The following is a 19,416-nucleotide window of genomic DNA, read 5'->3' on the forward strand; positions in this document are numbered from 1 at the left end:
TTAATGCAAGGGCGCCGACATCGCCCATCCGAAGGAAACAGTCATGCTTCAATCCTGGTCGAAGACCGCACCCGAACTGGTCGACGTCGCCATGGGCCGCAAGCCCGCCGATCTCGTGATCCGCAACGGCAAATGGGTCAACGTCTACTCCGGCGAAATCATCCCCGGCACCGATATCGCCGTCAAAGCCGGCCGCTTCGCCTATGTCGGTCCGGATGCCAGCCACACGATCGGCGAAGGCACCAAGGTCGTCGACGCCGCCGGGCGCTATCTTGTTCCCGGCCTCTGCGACGCGCACATGCATGTGGAGAGCGGCCTCGTCACCGTCACCGAATTTGCCCGCGCGGTCATTCCGCACGGCACCACCACCATGTTCATCGACCCGCACGAAATCGCCAATGTGCTCGGCCTCGACGGCGTCCGGCTGATGAACGAGGAAGCCCAGAGCCTGCCGATCAACGTACTGGTCCAGGTACCGAGCTGCGTGCCGAGCGCCCCGGGTCTTGAAACTGCCGGCGCCGAGCTTTCAGCACAGGATGTCGCCGAGGCGCTTGCCTGGCCGAACGTCATCGGTCTCGGCGAGATGATGAATTTCCCCGGCGTTGCCGGAAACGATCCGAAGATGATGGCCGAGATCGCCGCCACCCAGGATGCGCGGCTGACCGTCGGCGGGCACTATGCCTCGCCGCATCTCGGCCGCGAGTTCCACGCCTATGCCGCCGGCGGACCGGCCGACGACCATGAAGGCACGACGGTCGACGACGCAATCGCCCGTGTGCGCCAGGGCATGCGCGCCATGTTGCGCCTCGGCTCCGCCTGGTACGACGTTGCCGCGCAGATCAAGGCCGTCACCGAATCCGGCCTCGACCCGCGCAACTTCCTGCTCTGCACCGACGACAGCCACTCCGGCACGCTGGTGCACGACGGACACATGAACCGCGTCGTGCGCCATGCCATCGCTCAAGGTCTGAAACCCGTGACCGCGATCCAGATGGCGACGCTCAACACCGCCCAGCATTTCGGCCTGGAGCGCGAAATCGGCTCGATCGCACCGGGTCGCCGGGCAGACCTGATCGTCACCTCGGACCTCGCCGCGCTGCCGATCGAAATGGTCTTTGCCCGCGGCGAGCTGATGGCAGAGAACGGCACACTCGCGCGCGATATCCCGGCCTATGTCTACCCGGAAAGCGCCCACAACACCGTCCACCTTGGCCGGTTACTGGCCGCAGCGGATTTCGACATCCCATCCAACGCACGGGCGACGCGCGCACGGGTCAACGTCATCGGCGTCGTCGAGAACCAGGCGCCGACGCGGGCGCTTCAGGCCGAGGTGGCGATCGAGAACGGCCTCGTGCAGATGGACCGGGCCAACGACGTCTGCCAGATCGCGCTCGTCGAGCGCCACCGCGGCACCGGCGACGTGGTCAACGCCTTCGTCTCCGGCTTCGGCTATGACAGCGATTGCGCCATGGCGAGCACGGTCGCCCATGACAGCCACCATATGATCGTGGTCGGCACGAACAAGGCGGACATGGCCAAGGCCGCCAACCGCCTGCACGAGGTCGGCGGCGGCATCGTCGTCATCAAGGAAGGCCGCGAACTGGCCCTGGTCGAGCTGCCCGTCGCCGGCCTGATGTCGGATCAGCGAGCGGAGATCGTCGCCGAGAAAGCGGCCGCCATCGTCGAGGCCATGCGCGCCTGTGGCTGCCGGCTGAACAACGCCTATATGCAGCACTCGCTGCTTGCGCTTGTCGTCATTCCGGAACTGCGCATTTCCGACAAGGGCCTGATCGACGTCCGGACCTTCCAGAAGACCGACGTGATTCTGAGCACGCACTGAGCTTAATAGCGATTGGCCACCGGCAACCCGGTGGCCAACTCGGCCGTGGTTCTTAATTCCGGGTGATCGCGGGATGGGTCAAGCCACATAATCCCCTGAAAACTTCCTTTATGGTTAACCGAAACTTAAACGGAGCCCAACGGCCCCGTTGCGCGGGCGTATCTGCCGTTTGCTTAACCGCGACCGGCCGCAGTAGACGCCCGAAACCCTTGCTGATATGGCGTCCCACAATGAGACATGCGTATAGGCGGAGCCGAAACGCCCACAGCTGTTCCGCCCCAAATTGCATGCAATGATGGCAAATGATACAAGAGGAAGCTTATATACAACCGTGTGGGGCAAAGGATATCGAGCAGCGCTCGCCATGCTCCGAAGCGAGGTTTCCACAGGTAAGATCGCAGGCAGCCTATTGGCATTGACCCGGGCGGGCGACGCGGTAGCTTTGCAGAAGGACGAGCCGAAACGGAGCGCCGCTGGAGCGGGCTTTTATATTCTTCCGGCGCGTTCGAAACAGAGAGGGAAAGGCAAGCATGCCGGACACTGATGCAACCTTGTCTGCTTCAGCTTCAGTGCAGGATCCCGTTGCGGCTCATATGGACGAGGTTCTCTCGTTCTATGACGAGGCCTTTCATCTGACCAGCGCCTCGCCGGCGCTGCAGGAAACCTACGAAGTCGGCACGCTTGTCGATGCCACCCTGTGGCATCTCTATCCCGAATTGCTTGCGCCCGTTTCCAAGGCGGCGGTGGAATCCGTCATCGCTTACGGCGTGCCGCGCAGCGTCGAGGTGGTCGACGCCGCCACCAAGTCGCGGCGCACGCTGCTCGTCTTTCGCGCCATGCGTGGCATCGGCGTGCTCGAAACGAGCGGCCGCGCGACCCGCCGCGAGATCGGCAGCCATGGCGAAAGCGAACGCGCGCTGCTGTTGCACCAGGCGACCCACGACGTGCTGACGGGCCTGCCCAACCGGCGGCAGTTCAGCGACGACCTGCAGAGCATCCTGCCGACATCCGGCGAGAAGCTGGCGCTGATGCAGATCGACCTCGACGATTTCAAGCCGGTCAACGACACGCTGGGCCACGGCGCCGGCGACGCCGTCCTCAAGATGGCGGCCGAGCGCATTCGCGGCGCCCTTCGCGACGGCGAAGTCGCCTATCGCCTGGCCGGCGACGAATTCGCCGTCATCCAGCGTCAAAGCGACCAGCCGGCGGACGCCGAGTATCTCGCCGAGGCACTGATCGAGGCGTTCAGCGAACCTTTCACGATCGACGGCATTTCCGTCTTCGTCGGCGCCAGCATCGGCATTGCCATTGCGCCGAACGACGGAAACGACATCGAGCAACTGATGAAGGCGGCGGACATTGCGCTCTATGCCGCCAAGAAGGATGGACGAGGCCGGGCAAAGACCTTCAGCCGTTCCATGCTGATCGTGCTGGAACAGCGCGAGATGCTGCGCCGCAGTCTGCGCACCGCGCTGCAGGACAAGCAGTTTTCAATCGAATACCAGCCGCTCGTCGAGCCGCCATTTTCGATCGTCGGCTTCGAGGCGCTGGTGCGCTGGCATCATCCGCTGGTCGGCACGATCCCGCCCAACGTCTTCATCCCGATGGCGGAAGCCGACGGCCTGATGAACGAGATCGGCCAATGGGTGCTGGAGGAGGCCTGCCGGCAGGCTGCCACCTGGCCGTCGCATTTCACCGTCGCCGTCAACCTGTCGCCGGCGGAGTTCCTGCGCGAGGGCCTGACGGACCGGATCGCCCAGGCGCTCGACATGGCGGGCTTGAGGGCCGACCGGCTGGAGCTGGAAGTTACCGAATCGGTGCTGCTTGAACGCACGACCAACAATCTCGACACGCTGAACACCCTCAACGTGCTCGGCATCCAGATCTCGCTCGACGATTTCGGCACCTTCTATTCGTCGCTCAGCTACCTCAAGAACTTCCCCTTCGATACGATCAAGATCGACCGCTATTTCATCAAGGATCTGGAGAGCGACGAAAAGAGCCAGACGATCGTCCGGTCGATCATCGCCCTTGCCCACGGTCTCGGCATGCGCGTGACCGCCGAGGGCGTCGAGACGATCGGGCAGGCCGTCTGGCTTCGAAAAGAGGGTTGCGACCGTCTGCAGGGTTATTTCCTGGGCATGCCCATGCCGGCGGACGCGATCGGCGCCTATCTTCGCCGCTCATCGGCAATGGCGACGCTGTAGCCCCCCGCATCTGTGCGTTGCGCCCGATATGGCGCGAGGCAATACCTGGGTTGTCTTCATGCAAGATCCCGGGGTTGCGTGGTTAGAAATCATTATAGAAAGTGGCGTATGGCCGTGGCAGAGTTCGGGGTGCGGAGGACATTGCTGCATGGGTGCTAGTGTCAATAAGACCACGGAAACGGCTTTCGAGCCGCTGCTTCAGTTCGATATGGAGATGGAAGATTTCCTTTCGGACTGGCACCATTGCGATCATGTCTCGAGCTACCTCGCCCGGATGATCAGCCACAACAGGACCGATCCGGTACGGCATTCCAACTTCTTTTCCTCCGCCCTCAACGAGCTTCTGGAGGTTTCGTTTCGCGGCGGCACCACCGACGGAAAGATCGGCCTGTCGATCTATCGCCAAGGCGCCACGGAACGGGTTCAACTGAGCTTTCCATGCCCACCTGGTCAGGCGCGCTTCTATCGCGAGGCGGTCTCGAAAACCCGCGAGAGCGATGCCCAGGCCCGCTATCTCGACGCCATTTCCAACGACCTTGCCCCCAGCCGGGAATCGGTGCTTCTGGACCTGGCGGTCAACTATGACGCCCGCCTCCGGCTTGACGAGGATGCGGCGCCGGCCATCACCCTGATCGTGGATCTTCCTCTTGAAGGAATGGTGAGTTGATGGCGGCGAGCCTTCCTCAGCGTTTCAAGGTCGACTTCGATCCGAACAGCCAGATCTTCTCGCTTGCCGGAACGATTCGGCCGCGTTCGATCGATGAAATCGCCGAGAGTATCCATGCCCTGAGGGAAGCCATCGATACGGTGCGCGGCGTTCTCTATATCGATGTGAAGCGCCTCATCCAGATGAACAACACGGCCTTCCAGGCCTTCATCCGGGTCGCCCTCGACGCCTGCCGGGAGCGGTCGGACCTGCGCCTGATCGTCATCACGTCAAGCGTCGTCAGCTGGACGACGCGCATGTTCCGGCACCTGAGCACGATCGAGCCGCAGATCTCCGTCGAGGTCTATGATTCGATGTTCTATCCCGGCCAGGACTACTTCGAGGATACGAGCTTCATTCCAATCCTGCGCGCGCAGACGAAATTGACGTGGCGCCACGAGCGCACCATCCTGCCGCGCCACGGCATGCGGCCCGGCATCGCCGTGGCCGACATCTGCTGCGGCATCGGCGATTTCGCCGTGCTCGCGCAGAAGGAGTTCCAGCCGTCGCGGATCGTCGCGCTCGACCACTCGAAGCCGAGCCTCGCCTATGCCCGAAAGGTGGCCGCCGAGTTCGGCGTGACGGGTATCGAATACACCTACGGCGACGCGTCGGAGATGCTGCTTGAGGACAACCAGTTCGACTTCGTGAGTTGCCGCCACTCGCTGCAGGTCTTCAATCAGCCGGAGCTGCTTCTCAAGGAACTCTATCGGATCGTGAAGCCGGGCGGCCGCGTCTACATCACCAACGAGAAGAACTCGCACTGCCTCGGCGAGCCGCGGGCGCAAAGCATCCAATGGACCTACAATGAGCTCGCGCGGCTTTTGAGCAATTTCGAGATAGATGTGGAGTTCGGGCCGAAGAGCCGGCGCTATCTTGCCGACACGGGCTTCGACGACATCCTGGTCGAATCCTTCATGGTCACCAATCTGGACGGTGACCCACAGGATTTCGCCGATATCATCGCCGGCTGGGAGAAGATGTTTGCGGACATGGCGGTGAGGCACGGCGAAACACCCGAATTCATCGAGCGGTTCCGCCAGGGCTTCCGGGATCACATCTTCGCTGCACTGCATCCGAAGGGCTATGCGGGCTGGCCGATCTGGGCAGCGTCCGGGCGCAAACCACTATGAGCGCGAGCAATATCAAACGTCCCCGGTTCGGTTTGAGATCCTTTCGCGCCAAGTTCGTGCTGGTCGTCGGCAGCGCCGTGCTCTTCGACCTCCTGCTGACAGGCGGGCTGGCGCTCTGGAACGTTCAAAGACTGTCGCGCGACGCGACGACGGAAGTCGGACAGGGCCTGCAAAACGCCAACGAAGACTACATGCTCACCTACGCGGAATCGACGGCCGCGCGGGTTAATCTTCTGCTCGGCCAGGTTCACGCCGACGTCGCCACGCTCGCGGGCGTAATCCAGGCGCAGATCGACCGCCCCGTGCGCCGGTCCGACGTCGGTGAGGCACTTGCGCGGCACGCACCGGAGTCCGTTACCGTCACTTACGATGCCAAAGGTGGGTGGGCGCAGAACCTTCCGGGGCCGCTCTCGAGCGTAAGCGTCTGGAGCTATCTCCTTGGCCCCGACCATCGGCCACTGCCCGAGGTACAGGCCGATATCGAGAACAGCGCCGTTCTTGATCTGGTTGCCCCCGCCCTGCTTGCGCACGGCCGCTCCAAACTGCAGATGTACTACGTCGGACCAAAAGAACGGCCGATCTTGCGGATGGCGCCCTATGCGGATCAGGCACAGACGTTCGACCGTCTCTACCCCGGCCATAACGAAGCCAACTTCTGGAACTTCTTCTTCCCCGGCCTCTATGAGTCCTGGGAGGAATGGGCGAAGCAACCGAGCCTCAGGCCCGTTGCAGCCGATACCACGCAAACGGCACCTTACACCGATGCCGCCTCGGGCAAACTGATCGTCAGTTTCTTCCAGCCGCTCTGGACGCCCGACCGCAAAGGTGTCGCCGGAGCAACCGGAACCGATATCACGCTCGACCAGCTGGCCGAGGTTGTCGAAAGCGTTAAGGTCGGCGACAGCGGCTTCGGATTTCTGGTGATGTCCGACGGCAACGTGCTTGCCATCAATCCGGTCGGCGAAAAGGTGATCGGCCTGCGGCGGTCCAGCGACACGGGTGGACAAGGCGTCACCGGATTGGAGCGCTCGCTGCGCCGCAGCGCCCAGCCCGCGATCGCAGAGCTGCCGCTTGGCACCGATGGCGCCATTCAGCGGGTGCTGCTCGATGAGAGTGGTGAGAAGGTCCCCTATCTCATTCTCCTCAAGCAGCTCGAGCCGGAGAACCTCTGGGTTTCCGGCCCGGTGCGCCGCGAGACCATGTCGATCGGCATCGTCGTGCCGGAGCGCGAAATCTATGCCTCGCTGTTTGCGGCACAGGCGAGTATCTCTGAAGCGACGAACCGCATCCTCATCTATCAGATCCTGGCCCTGCTCGCTTCGCTGCTGTTCGTCACGCTCGCCGTGTTCGGCATCTCCAAGCGGGTTACCCGCGGCATCAGCGCGCTCGCCGGAGCGGCAACCAGCATCGAGGCGAAGGACTACTCCGTCCGTGTGCCCATCACGACACGCGACGAAGTCGGTGAAGCGGCTATCGCGTTCAATAGAATGGCTGAGGAGATCAGCTACCATACCGAGAACCTCGAAAACCTGGTGACCGAACGCACCAAGCAGCTCGAGGACGCCAACCATCAGATTTCGACGCTGAATACCCAACTGCGCAGCGAGAACCTGCGCCTTGGCGCCGAACTCGCCGTCGCCAAGCAGATCCAGATGATGGTGCTGCCGAAGGCCGGCGAGCTCGCGGAAATCGCCGATCTCGAAATCGCCGCCTATATGCGCCCGGCCGACGAGGTGGGCGGCGACTACTACGATGTGCTGCGCGACGGTGAGCGGCTGAAGATCGGCATCGGCGACGTGACCGGTCATGGCCTTGAAAGCGGCGTGCTGATGCTGATGGTGCAGTCGGTCGCAAGGGCCCTGCAGGAAGCCGGCGACATGGACCCGGAGCAGTTTCTCAACCGCCTCAACCGCGCCATCTACAAGAACATCGTGCGCACCAACACTGACAAGCATCTGTCGTTGGCCTTCCTCGACTACGACCACGGCCGCCTGACGCTGTCGGGGCAGCACGAGGAACTGATCGTCGTGCGCAAGGGTGCGGAAATCGAGCGGATCGACACGCTCGACCTCGGCCTGCCGATTGGCCTGGAATCGGACATTTCGCGCTTTGTTGCCACCCGCGAGATCTCGTTCGGCCGCGGCGACATGATCGTGCTGCATACGGACGGCGTGACCGAGGCAGCGAACGCCAAGGGCGAACTGTTTGGCATCGAGCGACTGTGCGAGAGTGCCGGAAAGTTTTACGGACAGAGCGCCGAGGACGTCAAATCGGGTATCATCAACGACCTGATGGCGCATATCGGCAAGCAGAAGATCTACGACGACATCACGCTCGTCGTCATGAGACACAGGTGATCAGATGACCACGCTCTACGGACTGGCGGACCTGACGATCGGCGCCCACCAGAAGATGACCCGGCTGCGTCTTTACGACGGGCCGCTGGATCTCAGCTGGAAGCATTGCGCCATGGCTTCGGATTTCGTCGCCGAACTGGCGGCGCTGCGCTATCGCGCGTCGCGCAACACCTATCGGGAAGTGCGCCACAACATCGGCTACCTCACCAACGAACTGGTCGAGAATGCCGTGAAGTTCCGCGCTTCCGGTTCCGTGGTCGTCGAGGCCGCCCTCGAGGGCCACAGCTTCCGCACGAAAGTGTCGAACGTGATCGACAACGAAGCGGCTGCGCGCTTCCAGGATCTTTTGTCCGAGATCGCCGACGGCGACCCGGGCGACCTGCTCATCGAGCGCATCGAAGCCAACGCAACCGGGCTCGGCAAGAGCGGCTCGGGGCTTGGTCTTTTGACGCTGATGAGCGATTATGGCGTTCGTTTCGCTTGGGTTTTTGGCGCCCAGGGTGACGACGGCGAAACCTCATTGGAGACTTATGCCTCCATTGCGGTCCCAGACCTCTCGAACTGATGAGCCGGTGAACATGGAAAACAAGGACGAAGAAGAGTATCGCGTTTGGTCCGAAGGCAACGATATTCATTTTGAAGGCACGATGCGGCTGCCGGGAACGGAGGCCTATGCCCCGATCTTCTCGACGGTGATGGGCGTTCTGGAGACCGAGCCTGAGCACATCACGATCGACCTCACCGAACTGCAGTTCCTGAACTCGTCCGGGATCAACCTGCTCGCCAAGCTGACGATCGAGGCACGCAACCGCCCGAACGTGCAATTGACGGTGCGCGGAACCTCTGAGATCCCGTGGCAGTCGAAATCGCTGCCGAACCTCAAGAAGCTGCATCCCGGCCTCGATCTCAGGCTCAACTGAGATCACGCGGTGCCGGGACTGGATTCCCGTAGCTAAAGCCTGAGTATCGCGCGCCGACCGGCGCGCGACTGCCATTGCGCGCGCCAGCGCTTCCGCATCCCAGCCACCGACAAATCCTGTCGCCGAAACCGGCCTCACGACGCTTCGACGCCTTCTTCATTCCCCGTCGTCACGCTTGACTCTGCGAACGCCTCACCCTATCCATCAAATCATCTGATGACTTGATGAGCAGACAATGCAACCGATCAATCGTACCAACCTTGCCGAGAGCGCTGCCGAAAGCCTGCGGGCGGAAATCCTGAGCGGCCGCTGGGCTATCGGCGAACGCATTCCCAACGAGACGGCGCTGACCGAGCTTCTGGCGGTGAGCCGCGGAACCGTGCGGGAGGCCGTTCGGGTCCTGATCTCGAAGGGGCTGCTCGACGCCCGCCAGGGCTCCGGCACCTATGTCCGCTCGACGGTCGATAGCTCGGGCGCGCTTGACCGCGTCAAGCGGGCGAGCCTGCGCGACCAATGGGAGGCGCGCGCGGCCCTCGACGTGGAAGCCGCCCGCCTGGCGGCGCTGCGGCATACGCCCAAGGATCTGGAACATATGAAGCGCCTTCTTCTCGCCCGCGGCACGGTTTCCGATGGTGGGCGTGAGGCCTTCGGACGGCGCGACATTGCCTTTCATCGGTCGATCGTCGAGGCCTCCGGCAACAGGGCCATCGTCGAGCTCTATGACTTTTTCACTTCGGCCATTCTTGAAACCATTCACTCGACGCTGTCAGGCGACCTGCCGGAGCCGGACGACCGGGCGCATGCGGCGATCGTCGAGGCCATTGCGGCCAGTGATCCGGACAAGGCCGCGGCCGCCGTTCGGGCGTTCATGGCCCCCGTCCTCGCTGAACTTGATCGGCTACTTTCCCAATGAACCAGACTTTTCGTGATCCCCACAAAGCCGAAGCCGCCGAACCGCTGGACATCGAAGACCAGCTTATCGATGCCGAGGCCGACAGCCTGCCGGCACCGCAACCACCGGTGCTGAGCCGCAGCGCCCGCATTCTGCTGGGCGTCAGCCTCGTGCTCATCGCCTTCAACCTCAGGCCGCTGTTTTCAAGTCTCTCGGTGCTGCTGCCCGAGGTGATGCAGGCGACCGGCCTTTCCACCGCCAGCGCCAGCGTGCTCACCACCCTGCCGGTGCTCTGCCTCGGCCTTTTCGCGCCGCTTGCGCCGAAGCTCGCCCAACGCTTCGGTGCCGAACGCACGCTTCTCGGGGTGCTCGTCCTGCTGACGCTCGGCACGGGTCTGCGCGGCGTTCAGTCCGTGCCGCTGCTTTTCCTTTCGACATTTGCGGCAGGTGCGGCGATCGCGATCGGCAACGTGCTGCTTCCCGGGCTCGTCAAGCGTGACTTTCCCGACCGCGCCGCGATGATGACGGGCCTTTATACCATGGCGCTGTGCGCCGGTGCTGCCAGCGCCGCCGGCCTGACGCTGACGATCGAACACCATGTGGTCGGCTCCTGGTCCGGCGCGCTCGCGGCCTGGGCGGTACCCGCCCTCATCGTGCTGATGATCTGGGCACCGCAGGCGCTGCGCGGCAAGGCGCAAGCCCGCCACAGCGGCTTCCGCGTCGTCGGCCTCTGGCGCGATCGGCTCGCCTGGCAGGTGACGCTCTTCATGGGTCTGCAATCCGCACTCGCCTATTGCGTCTTCGGCTGGATGGCGCCGATCCTGCGTGAGCGTGGCCTAGATGCCGCAACTGCCGGTGCGGTCGTCTCCGCCTCGATCATGATGCAGGTCGTCACCTGCCTGCTCGTGCCATCCTTCGCCGTAAGGCGCCGCGACCAGCGCGCCGTCTGCGTGGCGCTCGTCGCCGCCGCCGTCATCGCGCTGATCGGCATCCTTTTCGCGCCGCTCTCGACGGTGCTCGTCTGGGCTGTTCTGCAAGGGATCGGACAGGGCGGCCTGATTGCTGCGGCGATGACCCTCATTGTGCTGCGCTCGCCCGATTCGCACGTGGCGGCCCATCTCTCCGGCATGGCCCAGGGCGTCGGCTACGTGCTTGCCGCCATCGGCCCCCTGCTTGTCGGCTTCATCCGCAGCTGGACCGGCAGCTTCGCCGCCAGCGCCGTTCTCTTCATCGCGCTCGGCATCGGCGTGGCGATCATGGGTCTGGGCGCCGGCCGGGCGCTGCATGTCGGCGCACGAACCGTCCGGATAGACGACCGCTAAGACGGACGCGGATCAGCGCCTGCAATGATCCAAAGGTCCCCTTCCCAGGCGGAGCCCTTTCTCTCGCTGTCAGCACGCTCGCATCAGGCCGCGGCCACCGCCGCCTGGTAGCGCGGCGCCGGCCGGAAGGTGAGCGCGATCAGGAACGCGCCGAGGCCGATGCCCCAGGAACCGATGTAAAGCCAGGTGTAGCTTGCCAGCGCATCATAGATCAGGCCCCCGGCAATCGGTCCCGTCGCCATGCCAAGGCTGCCAGCCATGGCCGTACCGCCGATCACCGTCCCCATCATCCGCAAGGGGAAATTCTCGCGGGCAAGCACCGCATAGAGCGGCATGACGCCCGCATAGATGAAGCCGAACAGGGCGGCGACCGCATAGAACGAGCCGAGCCCGGCGGCAAAGACATAGGCAAGCGCGCCGAAGGCCTGGGCCAGAAGTCCAAGAACGAGCACACGTTTGGCCCCGAAACGGTCGCCGAGCAGACCGAAGACGACGCGGCCGCCCATGCCGGCAAGACCCTCGACGCTGTAGATCGACACGGCCGCCATGACCGGAATGCCGCAGGTGATCGCGTAGCTCACCGTGTGGAAGATCGGGCCGGAATGGGTGGCGCAGCAGAAGAAGTTGGTCAGAAGCAGGATGATGAAGAGCGGCGATTTCAGCACCTGGCTGGTCGTCATCGACGAATGGGGCTCTTCCTCGGGCGAGGCCGCGGCAGCACCGTCGGCAAGTGCCGGCGCCTGGCGAACGAGAAACGAGACCGGGATCATGATGACGGCAACGACCAGCGCGATGATCTGCAGAGCGGTTCTCCAGTCGTAGGCGGATACCAGCCAGGCGGCAAAGGGCGACATCGTCATCGGCGCCATGCCCATACCGGCCGAGACGAGCGAGACCGCGAGGCTGCGATGCGTATCGAACCAGCCGGTAACGCAAGCCATCATCGGCGCGAAGATCGCCGCCGTCGCGGTGCCGACCACGACACCGAAAAGGATTTGGAAGGCGATCAGCGAGGTCGTCCAGCTCGCTGCCATGAGGCTGACGGCCAAGAGCACCGAGCCGATGAGCACGATCGGACGCGCGCCCCATCGGTCGGAAAGGCTGCCCCAAGCGATGCTGGCAAATGCCATGGCCAGGAAGCCGATGGTCATGGCGCTCGAAACGCCTGTCACCGACCAGCCGGTGTCGCGCGAAATCGGCAGCAGGAACACCGGAAGCGAAAACATGGCGCCGATCGCCAGGCAGCCGAGCAGCCCGCCCGCCGCCACGATGACCCAACGGTAATGCAAATTGGTCATTGCAAATCTCCTTAAATCCGCCCGGCCGGACGTCCGGCCACGCCGAAAAATTGTGCAACCTGATCGCGCGACGGACCGTGCCTGGGACATCCCCTCGCCCGCCCGATTGAAAGACGCTCACGCCGGTGCCAAGCCGACAGGAGCTTCGAAAGAATTTCATAATAGGTGCAGATTCACATTCGATGCAGCCTTGAAGGCATGCGCCCGACTGTTTCCGCTTGATTGTGCGACGAAGCTTCTTTCTGTTGTCCGTTGCCACCTGAGAGATAGATAAAGGCTGGAACACGGCTTGCGGGAGTGACAAGTGTGACGGGATTTCGATGGATTCGCTGATCACCGCCGCGGCGCGAGCACTGGCGTCGGGCGACCCGCTCGGCGCGCTGAAGCGGGTGGCGCTACGCGACGATCCGCCGGCACTGGCGCTGCGCGGCATCGCCATGGCCCAGCTTGGAGACTTCACCCGCGCAAAGGTCCTGCTGAAGAACGCCGCGCGCGCCTTCGGCACGAAGGAAGCGGTGGCGCGGGCGCGGTGCATCGTCGCCGAGGCAGAGATCGCCATCGTCTCCCGTGATCTTTCCTGGCCGATGCGGGCGCTCGACGCCGCCCGCTCGACGCTCGAAACCCATGGCGACCACCTCAACGCCGCCCACGCCCGCAATCTCGGGGCACGGCGCCTGCTCTTGATCGGCCGTCTGGACGAGGCCGAGAACTTGCTTGCCGATATCGATACGGCGCGGCTGACACCGCTGTCGAAAGCCGCCCACGACCTGGCGCTCGCCGGCATCGCCGTGCGCCGGTTGCGAACCGAGGCCGCCACCGCCGCCTTCGGGCGGGCGGGCGAAGCGGCACGGGCGACCGGCATTCCGGCCCTGATCTTGGAAGTTGAAAACGCGGCCGCCGTGCTTAAAGCGCCGGCTGCCCGCCTCATGGCGGATGGGGAAGAGCGCTCGCTGCTGCTTGGCGAGGTCGAAGAGCTGCTTGCTTCCGGCGCCCTCGTCATCGACGCCTGCCGGAACCTCGTCCGAAGACAAGCGACCTTGTGCACGCTTGCCACTCGGCCGGTGCTCTTTGCGCTGGCGCGCGCGCTGGGCGAAGCCTGGCCGGGAGACGTCTCAAGGCGAACCTTGCTCGCCCGGGCCTTCGGCGCACGACATGTCGACGAATCCCACCGGGCAAGGCTGCGTGTCGAAATCGGCCGGCTGCGCGAGGAACTGCGCCCGCTTGCGGATATCACGGCGACGAGCGATGGCTTCCGGCTGGTGCCGCACGGCAAGCACACGGTCGTCGTCCTTGCCCCGCCGGTCGACGAGCGACATGCGACGATGCGGGCGCTGCTGGCGGACGGCGAGGCCTGGTCAAGTTCGGCGCTCGCAATCGCGCTCGACGCCAGCGCGCGCACCGTGCAGCGGGCGCTCGAAGAGCTCGCCTCGCAAGGCAAGGTTATGCCGATCGGGCGCGGGCGGGCACGGCGCTGGGTCGTGCCGCCGATTGCCGCATTCCCGACAGTGTTGTTACTCCCTGGCCCTTTGCCAAACGAATAGGATCAGACCCATGAAAAGATCCGAAGCCGAAATCATCCAGATATATGGCCCGTTCCCCGGGGCAGACCAGGTCCATGGCGTCACCTTCGACGGCCGGAACGTATGGTTCGCCGCCGGTGACACGATCAACGCCTTCGACCCGGAAAACGGTGCGCCCGTCCGCTCGATCGACGTCGCCGCGCATGCCGGTACGGCGTTTGACGGCAAGCACCTCTTCCAGATCGCCGAAGATCGCATCCAGAAGATCGATCCGGAAACCGGGAAAATTCTCGCGACAATCCCGGCGCCAGGCGGTGGCGGCGATTCCGGCCTTGCCTGGGCCGAGGGCACGCTTTGGGTTGGGCAGCATCGGGGCCGCAAAATTCATCAGATCGATCCCGAGAACGGCGCAATCCTGCGCACGATCGAATCCAAGCGCGTCGTGACCGGGGTGACCTGGGTCGATGGCGAACTCTGGCACGGCACCTGGGAGGGTGACGAAAGCGATATCAGGCGCATCGATCCGCAAACGGGAGCGGTGCTCGAAACGGTCGCCATGCCGACCGGAATGGGCGTATCGGGCCTGGAGTCCGATGGCGGCGAGCGCTTCTTCTGTGGCGGCGGCCCGAGCGGCGTCGTCCGGGCCGTTCGCCGGCCGAAGCGGGCGCGCTGAAGACACTGACGATGAATTCCTGGCAACCGGCGCGGCTGCGCGCCGCTGTCGGTGCGGCGCCGGCACTACAGCGCCGCGCGCCTTTGAGGCGCATAGAGGGCGCTGTAGCGCTTCGAAGCGCTGCATGTTCCGTCCGCACAACCGGCGATGAATAGGGAACCATGCAGTAGCGTTGTCCCGGCACGGTCCGCAATACCCGGACACCGCGGACCGTGCCCGAGCTTTAGGCCTTAATGAAGGCGAGCAGGTCGGGATTGATGACATCGGCATGGGTTGTCAACATGCCATGTGGATAACCCTCATAGACCTTGAGCGTGCCGTTCTTCAGCAGCTTCACCGCCAGTCGCGCGCTGTCGTCGATCGGCACGATCTGGTCGTCGTCGCCGTGCATGACCAGCGTCGGCACGTCGATCGCCTTCAAGTCTTCGGTGAAGTCGGTTTCGGAGAAGGCCTTGATGCCTTCGTAATGGGCCTTGGCGCTGCCCATCATGCCCTGACGCCACCAGTTGCGGACGACGCCTTCCGATACTTCGGCACCCGGGCGGTTGTAGCCGTAGAACGGGCCGGCCGGAACGTCGAGGAAGAACTGGGCGCGGTTGGCAGCAAGCGCCGCCCGGAAACCGTCGAACACCTCGATCGGCAGGCCGCCCGGATTGTTTTCGGTCTTGACCATGATCGGCGGCACGGCGCCGACGATGATCAGCTTGGAAACCCGGCCGCCGCCGTGGCGCGCCACGTAAGCCACCGCTTCGCCGCCACCGGTGGAGTGACCGATGTGGATTGCATCGCTGAGGCCGAGCTTGGTGGTCAGCGCCGCAACATCCTTCGCGTAGTGTGCAATGTCGTGTCCCTCGCTCACCTGCGTCGAACGGCCATGGCCGCGGCGGTCATGGGCGATGACCCGGTAGCCCTTGCTGACGAAATAGAGCATCTGCGCATCCCAATCGTCCGCCGACAGGGGCCAGCCATGGTGAAAGACGATGGGCTGGCCCGAGCCCCAATCCTTGTAGAAGATATCGACGCCGTCTTCAGTCCTGACGAACTTCTCGGTCATGGGAACGGTTCCTTTGTTTGGGTTGGGTGTATGTCTTCGAGATGTGGCCCCGGCGCGAGATCCGCGCCGGGACGTGCGGTCCGCGTCAACCGAGATGGGGGTGGTTGATCGCGAGAAAGTGGTTGACGACCGGCGCGGCCGGCCCCTTGTGGTAGCGGCGGACATCGTCCTGAATGTCGGCATCGGCCTTCGACACGCGCTTGTGCTGGCGCAGATGCTCTGCCCAGGATTCGACCATAAACCATTCGACCAGCCGTCCGGGATCGGCCGCGTCCTCGGTCACGCCCCAGCCATAGGCGCCGTCGCGCCGCCGCTCGTGCGACAGGCGGGCGAGCGCCTTCAGGAACTCGGACCGATCCGCCTTGTCGATCGTATATTCGATCAGGACGAGAACCGGTCCGCGGTCGTGTTCGACCGGCTCGCTGGTCAGGGGCTCCGGCCAATGATTGGAAGGAATGAGATCCGCCTCACCTTTCGGCAGCTTCATGGCGTGGAAGGCGAAGCCGACTGAGAGAAGGCCGATGGCCGCCACGGCGAGCGTGAAGGGCACGCCGATCGCCGAGGCGGTCGCGCCCCAAGCAAGGCTCCCGCCGGTCATCGCGCCGTTGAAGACGGTCAGATAGACGGCGAGCGTGCGTCCGCGCACCCAGTTGGGCAGGATCGCTTGCGCAGTGCTGTTCAGCGTCGTCAACGCCGTGATCCAGGCCGCACCACAGACGAGCAGCGCCGCCACCGCCACCCATTGCGCCGGCGCGAAGGAAAGCACGCCCATGACGGCGGCGGTCAGGACCGCGGACAAAAGCAGCAATCCGTCGGCATCCATCCGGGCCCGCAAGCGCGGCATCACCAGCGCGCCGCCGATCGCGCCGGCGCCGACGGCGCCGAGCAGGATGCCGTAGAAGCTGGCGCCGCCGCCGAGAAGCTGGCGGGCGACCAGCGGCAGCAGCGCCCAGATCGCACTTGAAAAAGCGAAGAACACGGCTGCACGCAAAAGCACCACATGCAGCTCGCGGCTGGCGCGCGCATAGCGCAGGCCGGCCCGGAAGGCGCCGAGGAAGCGCTCGGCGAGCGCGTCGTCCTCCGGCACCTGCCGCCGCCACCAGACCAATGCGGCAACGACGAAGACATAGCTGATGACATCGACGCCATAGGTGACGGCCGCGCCAAACCATGCAAGCAGCAGGCCGCCAAGCGCCGGGCCGATCGCGCGGGAGATATTGATGCCGAGCGAGTTCAGCGCGACCGCGCCCTTGACGTCCGGTCGCGACACGAGCTCCGGCACGATCGCCTGCCAGGTGGGGGCAACCAGCGCTGCGCCGATGCCACCGACAAAGGTAAGCGCAATCAGCGAGGTCACCGACTGCAGCCCGCTTGCAGAGAGGAACAACAGGCAGAGGCTCGCGGATGCGAGCAGGAACTGCACGACGATCAGGAATTTGCGTCGGTCGAGAATATCGGAGAGCACGCCGGCGGGAATGGCGAGCAGGAAGATCGGCAGCGTCGCGGCCGCCTGGATCATCGAGACGGCGGCGGGCGTTGCCGACAGGTCGGTGACGAGCCAGGAGCTTGCGACATCGCGGATGAAGCTGCCGGTGTTGCCGATGATCGTCGCCACCCAGAGCACGGCGAAAACCTTCTGGCGCAAGGGCGCGAAAGTGCCGGCGTTGTTGGTCGCTGCCTGCGTCATTGGCCGCCCCTCTCCGTGGATGCACGTTCGCGCAGATCATAAACTGCAACGAGCACGAATGCGCCGGCAAGGCCGATATGTTCGAAGAAACCGTTTGTCGCCATCGCGCGCTCCATGCCGGGCGGCAGTTCCCTGAAGCGGAATGCGAGCAAGGTGGCGACGAGCGTGAAGGCCGCAAGCGCGCCTGCCGCCGCCCAGCGGTAGAAGCCTGAGAGGACGAGAGCCGACATCGCAAGCTCAAACACGATGACGCCGACAGCAAAGAGCGGTGCCGGATAGAGGCCGAAATGCTCCATCTCGGCAAGCGCGCCCGGGAAGTCGAAAATTTTCGTCAAGGGTCCCTGGATATAGGCCGAGCAGAGCGCCAGCAAGCCGACGAATATGACACGGTTGCCGGTAAGGCCCGGCCGGAGGCGAGCGGCGAGACGGTTTTTGAGGGAAGAGAGGCTCAATCTTTCGTTTCCTTGTCAGGCGGTCTTCGGCTTGATGGGCGGCAAAGCCGCCGTCATCGATTTTTCGGCCATTTCAAAGCGGTGACCGCGCTCTGGGATATGCCTTGGTAGTAGGCTCCATGCTTCGCCGGCGGATGGTTCACCACGACTTTCGCCGAGAGGTGCCGGACGCCCTCAGTCGGCGAGGCCGAGGCCTGCTCCGATCCGAGCGATGCGTTGAGCAAGATTGAGACCGCGGCCATCGCGACGGCGCCGGCTTTCGTGCGCATTCTGCGTTTCCCTTCCGCTATCGTCACACCGCCCAACAGGAGCATCCAAGCGCGCCGAAGAAACCCTTAAGGTCGGCGATCGGCAGTTTCGACGTCCAGGCGCCGGCATGATCGTGGCCATGGACGCCGCAATCGCTGCCCTCGGGCTCACCCCAGGCGGCATAACCGCCGAAGGTGCGGACCGGCGACCAGTCGGGCATTGCCGGCGGCACCTTGTTCTCGTCGTGAGAGGCAAATTCGCCGGCCGCATAGACGATCTTGCCGCCGACCATCGTGAGCTCTGACGTGAGGAAGGAAATCTCGTCCTCGGCGCAGTTGAAAAAATCCTTGTTCGGCACGATGAGGTCGGCGAACTGCCCTTTCTCAATCCGGCCTTTCTTGCCTTCCTCGTTTGAAAACCACTGCACCTTCTCGGTCCACATCCGAAGCGCCGTCTCGCGATCGAGGCAGTTGGCGCGCGGGTAGAGCTGCAGGCCGCCGACAGTCTTGCCGGTCACCATCCACGACAGCGAAACCCAGGGGTTGTAGGATGCGACGCGGGTCGCATCGGTGCCGGCGGAGACGTTGACGCCCTTTGCCAGCATCTTGGCCACCGGCGGCGTCGCTTCAGCGACACCATGGCCGTAGCGCTCGACGAAGTACTCGCCCTGATAGGCCATGCGGTGCTGCACGGCGATGCCGCCGCGAAGGGCGGCGATCCGGTCGATCGAGCGGTCAGAGATCGTCTCCGCATGGTCGAAGAACCAGTTGATGCCCTCAAGCGGGATATCCCGGTTGACCTTCTCGAAGACGTCGAGCGCACGGGTGATCGTCTCGTCATAGGTGGCATGCAGTCGCCAGGGCCAGCGGTTCTCCGCAAGAATGCGCACGACCTCTTCGAGTTCGCCCTCCATCTCCGGCGGCATGTCCGGGCGCGGCTCGCGGAAGTCCTCGAAGTCGGCGGCGGAAAACACCAGCATCTCGCCGGCACCGTTGTGGCGGAAATAGTCGTTRCCCTGCTTGTACTTGACCGACGACGTCCATTTCAGGAAGTCGTCCTTCTCCTGCTTCGGCTTCTGGGTGAAGAGGTTGTAGGCAAGGCGGACC

Annotated in this window: 17 protein-coding genes; 11 read left to right on the top strand and 6 right to left on the bottom strand. The window is 64.0% G+C overall.

Annotation, left to right across the window (positions count from 1 at the left end):
- The first annotated feature begins 43 nt into the window (after nucleotides 1-43).
- The 9 genes from ade to ASD01_RS11350 all read left to right on the top strand — a co-directional run bounded on the left by ade (nucleotide 44) and on the right by ASD01_RS11350 (nucleotide 11,377).
- The gene (ade, locus tag ASD01_RS11310; RefSeq protein ID WP_060643994.1) at nucleotides 44-1,840 is read left to right on the top strand and encodes an adenine deaminase; all 1,797 of its coding nucleotides are present in this window, start codon (nucleotides 44-46) and stop codon (nucleotides 1,838-1,840) included.
- Nucleotides 1,841-2,370: 530 nt separating this feature from the next.
- Nucleotides 2,371-4,047 (top strand): putative bifunctional diguanylate cyclase/phosphodiesterase, encoded by a 1,677-nt coding sequence (locus ASD01_RS11315; RefSeq protein ID WP_060606168.1) that lies wholly within the window; start codon nucleotides 2,371-2,373, stop codon nucleotides 4,045-4,047.
- 148 nt (nucleotides 4,048-4,195) lie between these two features.
- Nucleotides 4,196-4,714 carry a hypothetical protein gene (locus ASD01_RS11320; protein ID WP_034790260.1) on the top strand — a complete coding sequence of 173 codons (519 nt, stop codon included), beginning with the start codon at nucleotides 4,196-4,198 and terminating at the stop codon, nucleotides 4,712-4,714.
- Nucleotides 4,714-5,886, top strand: coding sequence for a class I SAM-dependent methyltransferase (locus ASD01_RS11325; protein WP_034790262.1), 1,173 nt, complete (start codon nucleotides 4,714-4,716; stop codon nucleotides 5,884-5,886). The genes ASD01_RS11320 and ASD01_RS11325 overlap by 1 nt, the downstream gene beginning before the upstream one ends.
- Nucleotides 5,883-8,243, top strand: coding sequence for a SpoIIE family protein phosphatase (locus tag ASD01_RS11330; RefSeq protein WP_060643995.1), 2,361 nt, complete (start codon nucleotides 5,883-5,885; stop codon nucleotides 8,241-8,243). Before ASD01_RS11325 ends, ASD01_RS11330 begins: the two co-directional genes overlap by 4 nt.
- Before the next feature lie 4 nt (nucleotides 8,244-8,247).
- Nucleotides 8,248-8,808: a slr1658 superfamily regulator gene (locus tag ASD01_RS11335; protein WP_034790266.1), complete on the top strand. Its 561-nt coding sequence runs from the start codon at nucleotides 8,248-8,250 to the stop codon at nucleotides 8,806-8,808.
- Between the two features lie 13 nt (nucleotides 8,809-8,821).
- Nucleotides 8,822-9,163, top strand: coding sequence for a slr1659 superfamily regulator (locus tag ASD01_RS11340; protein ID WP_034790268.1), 342 nt, complete (start codon nucleotides 8,822-8,824; stop codon nucleotides 9,161-9,163).
- A gap of 235 nt (nucleotides 9,164-9,398) precedes the next feature.
- Complete coding sequence (locus ASD01_RS11345; RefSeq protein ID WP_060520000.1) at nucleotides 9,399-10,076, top strand: FadR/GntR family transcriptional regulator; 678 nt, start codon at nucleotides 9,399-9,401, stop codon at nucleotides 10,074-10,076.
- The gene (locus tag ASD01_RS11350) at nucleotides 10,073-11,377 is read left to right on the top strand and encodes a CynX/NimT family MFS transporter (RefSeq protein ID WP_060643996.1); all 1,305 of its coding nucleotides are present in this window, start codon (nucleotides 10,073-10,075) and stop codon (nucleotides 11,375-11,377) included. The genes ASD01_RS11345 and ASD01_RS11350 overlap by 4 nt, the downstream gene beginning before the upstream one ends.
- An 83-nt stretch (nucleotides 11,378-11,460) precedes the next feature.
- Here the strand turns inward: ASD01_RS11350 and ASD01_RS11355 are convergent, their stop codons facing one another.
- Nucleotides 11,461-12,675, bottom strand: coding sequence for an MFS transporter (locus ASD01_RS11355; protein ID WP_034790272.1), 1,215 nt, complete (start codon nucleotides 12,673-12,675; stop codon nucleotides 11,461-11,463).
- A gap of 320 nt (nucleotides 12,676-12,995) precedes the next feature.
- Here ASD01_RS11355 and ASD01_RS11360 point away from each other — a divergent pair, with 320 nt between their 5' ends.
- Together ASD01_RS11360 and ASD01_RS11365 are read left to right on the top strand one after the other, a co-directional pair.
- Nucleotides 12,996-14,216, top strand: a complete 1,221-nt coding sequence (locus ASD01_RS11360; RefSeq protein WP_034790274.1) for a hypothetical protein — start codon at nucleotides 12,996-12,998, stop codon at nucleotides 14,214-14,216.
- Nucleotides 14,217-14,226: 10 nt separating this feature from the next.
- The gene (locus ASD01_RS11365; RefSeq protein WP_034790276.1) at nucleotides 14,227-14,868 is read left to right on the top strand and encodes a Vgb family protein; all 642 of its coding nucleotides are present in this window, start codon (nucleotides 14,227-14,229) and stop codon (nucleotides 14,866-14,868) included.
- A 223-nt stretch (nucleotides 14,869-15,091) separates the two neighbouring features.
- Here the strand turns inward: ASD01_RS11365 and ASD01_RS11370 are convergent, their stop codons facing one another.
- From ASD01_RS11370 to ASD01_RS11390, 5 genes are all read right to left on the bottom strand, one after another.
- Entirely contained in the window at nucleotides 15,092-15,922 is an 831-nt protein-coding gene (locus ASD01_RS11370; protein WP_060643997.1) for an alpha/beta fold hydrolase, read from the bottom strand.
- Nucleotides 15,923-16,007: 85 nt separating this feature from the next.
- The gene (locus tag ASD01_RS11375) at nucleotides 16,008-17,609 is read right to left on the bottom strand and encodes an MFS transporter (protein WP_034790280.1); all 1,602 of its coding nucleotides are present in this window, start codon (nucleotides 17,607-17,609) and stop codon (nucleotides 16,008-16,010) included.
- A complete protein-coding gene (locus ASD01_RS11380; protein ID WP_458574495.1) occupies nucleotides 17,606-17,992 on the bottom strand; it encodes a DoxX family protein in 387 nt (128 codons plus the stop codon). Before ASD01_RS11380 ends, ASD01_RS11375 begins: the two co-directional genes overlap by 4 nt.
- Before the next feature lie 122 nt (nucleotides 17,993-18,114).
- The gene (locus ASD01_RS11385; protein WP_034790285.1) at nucleotides 18,115-18,330 is read right to left on the bottom strand and encodes a hypothetical protein; all 216 of its coding nucleotides are present in this window, start codon (nucleotides 18,328-18,330) and stop codon (nucleotides 18,115-18,117) included.
- A gap of 23 nt (nucleotides 18,331-18,353) precedes the next feature.
- Nucleotides 18,354-19,416: amidohydrolase (locus ASD01_RS11390; RefSeq protein ID WP_156623643.1), on the bottom strand; the 1,063-nt coding region annotated here is incomplete at its 5' end.

It is taken from the genome of Ensifer sp. Root423 (assembly GCF_001426275.1).
Lineage (GTDB): Bacteria > Pseudomonadota > Alphaproteobacteria > Rhizobiales > Rhizobiaceae > Ensifer > Ensifer adhaerens.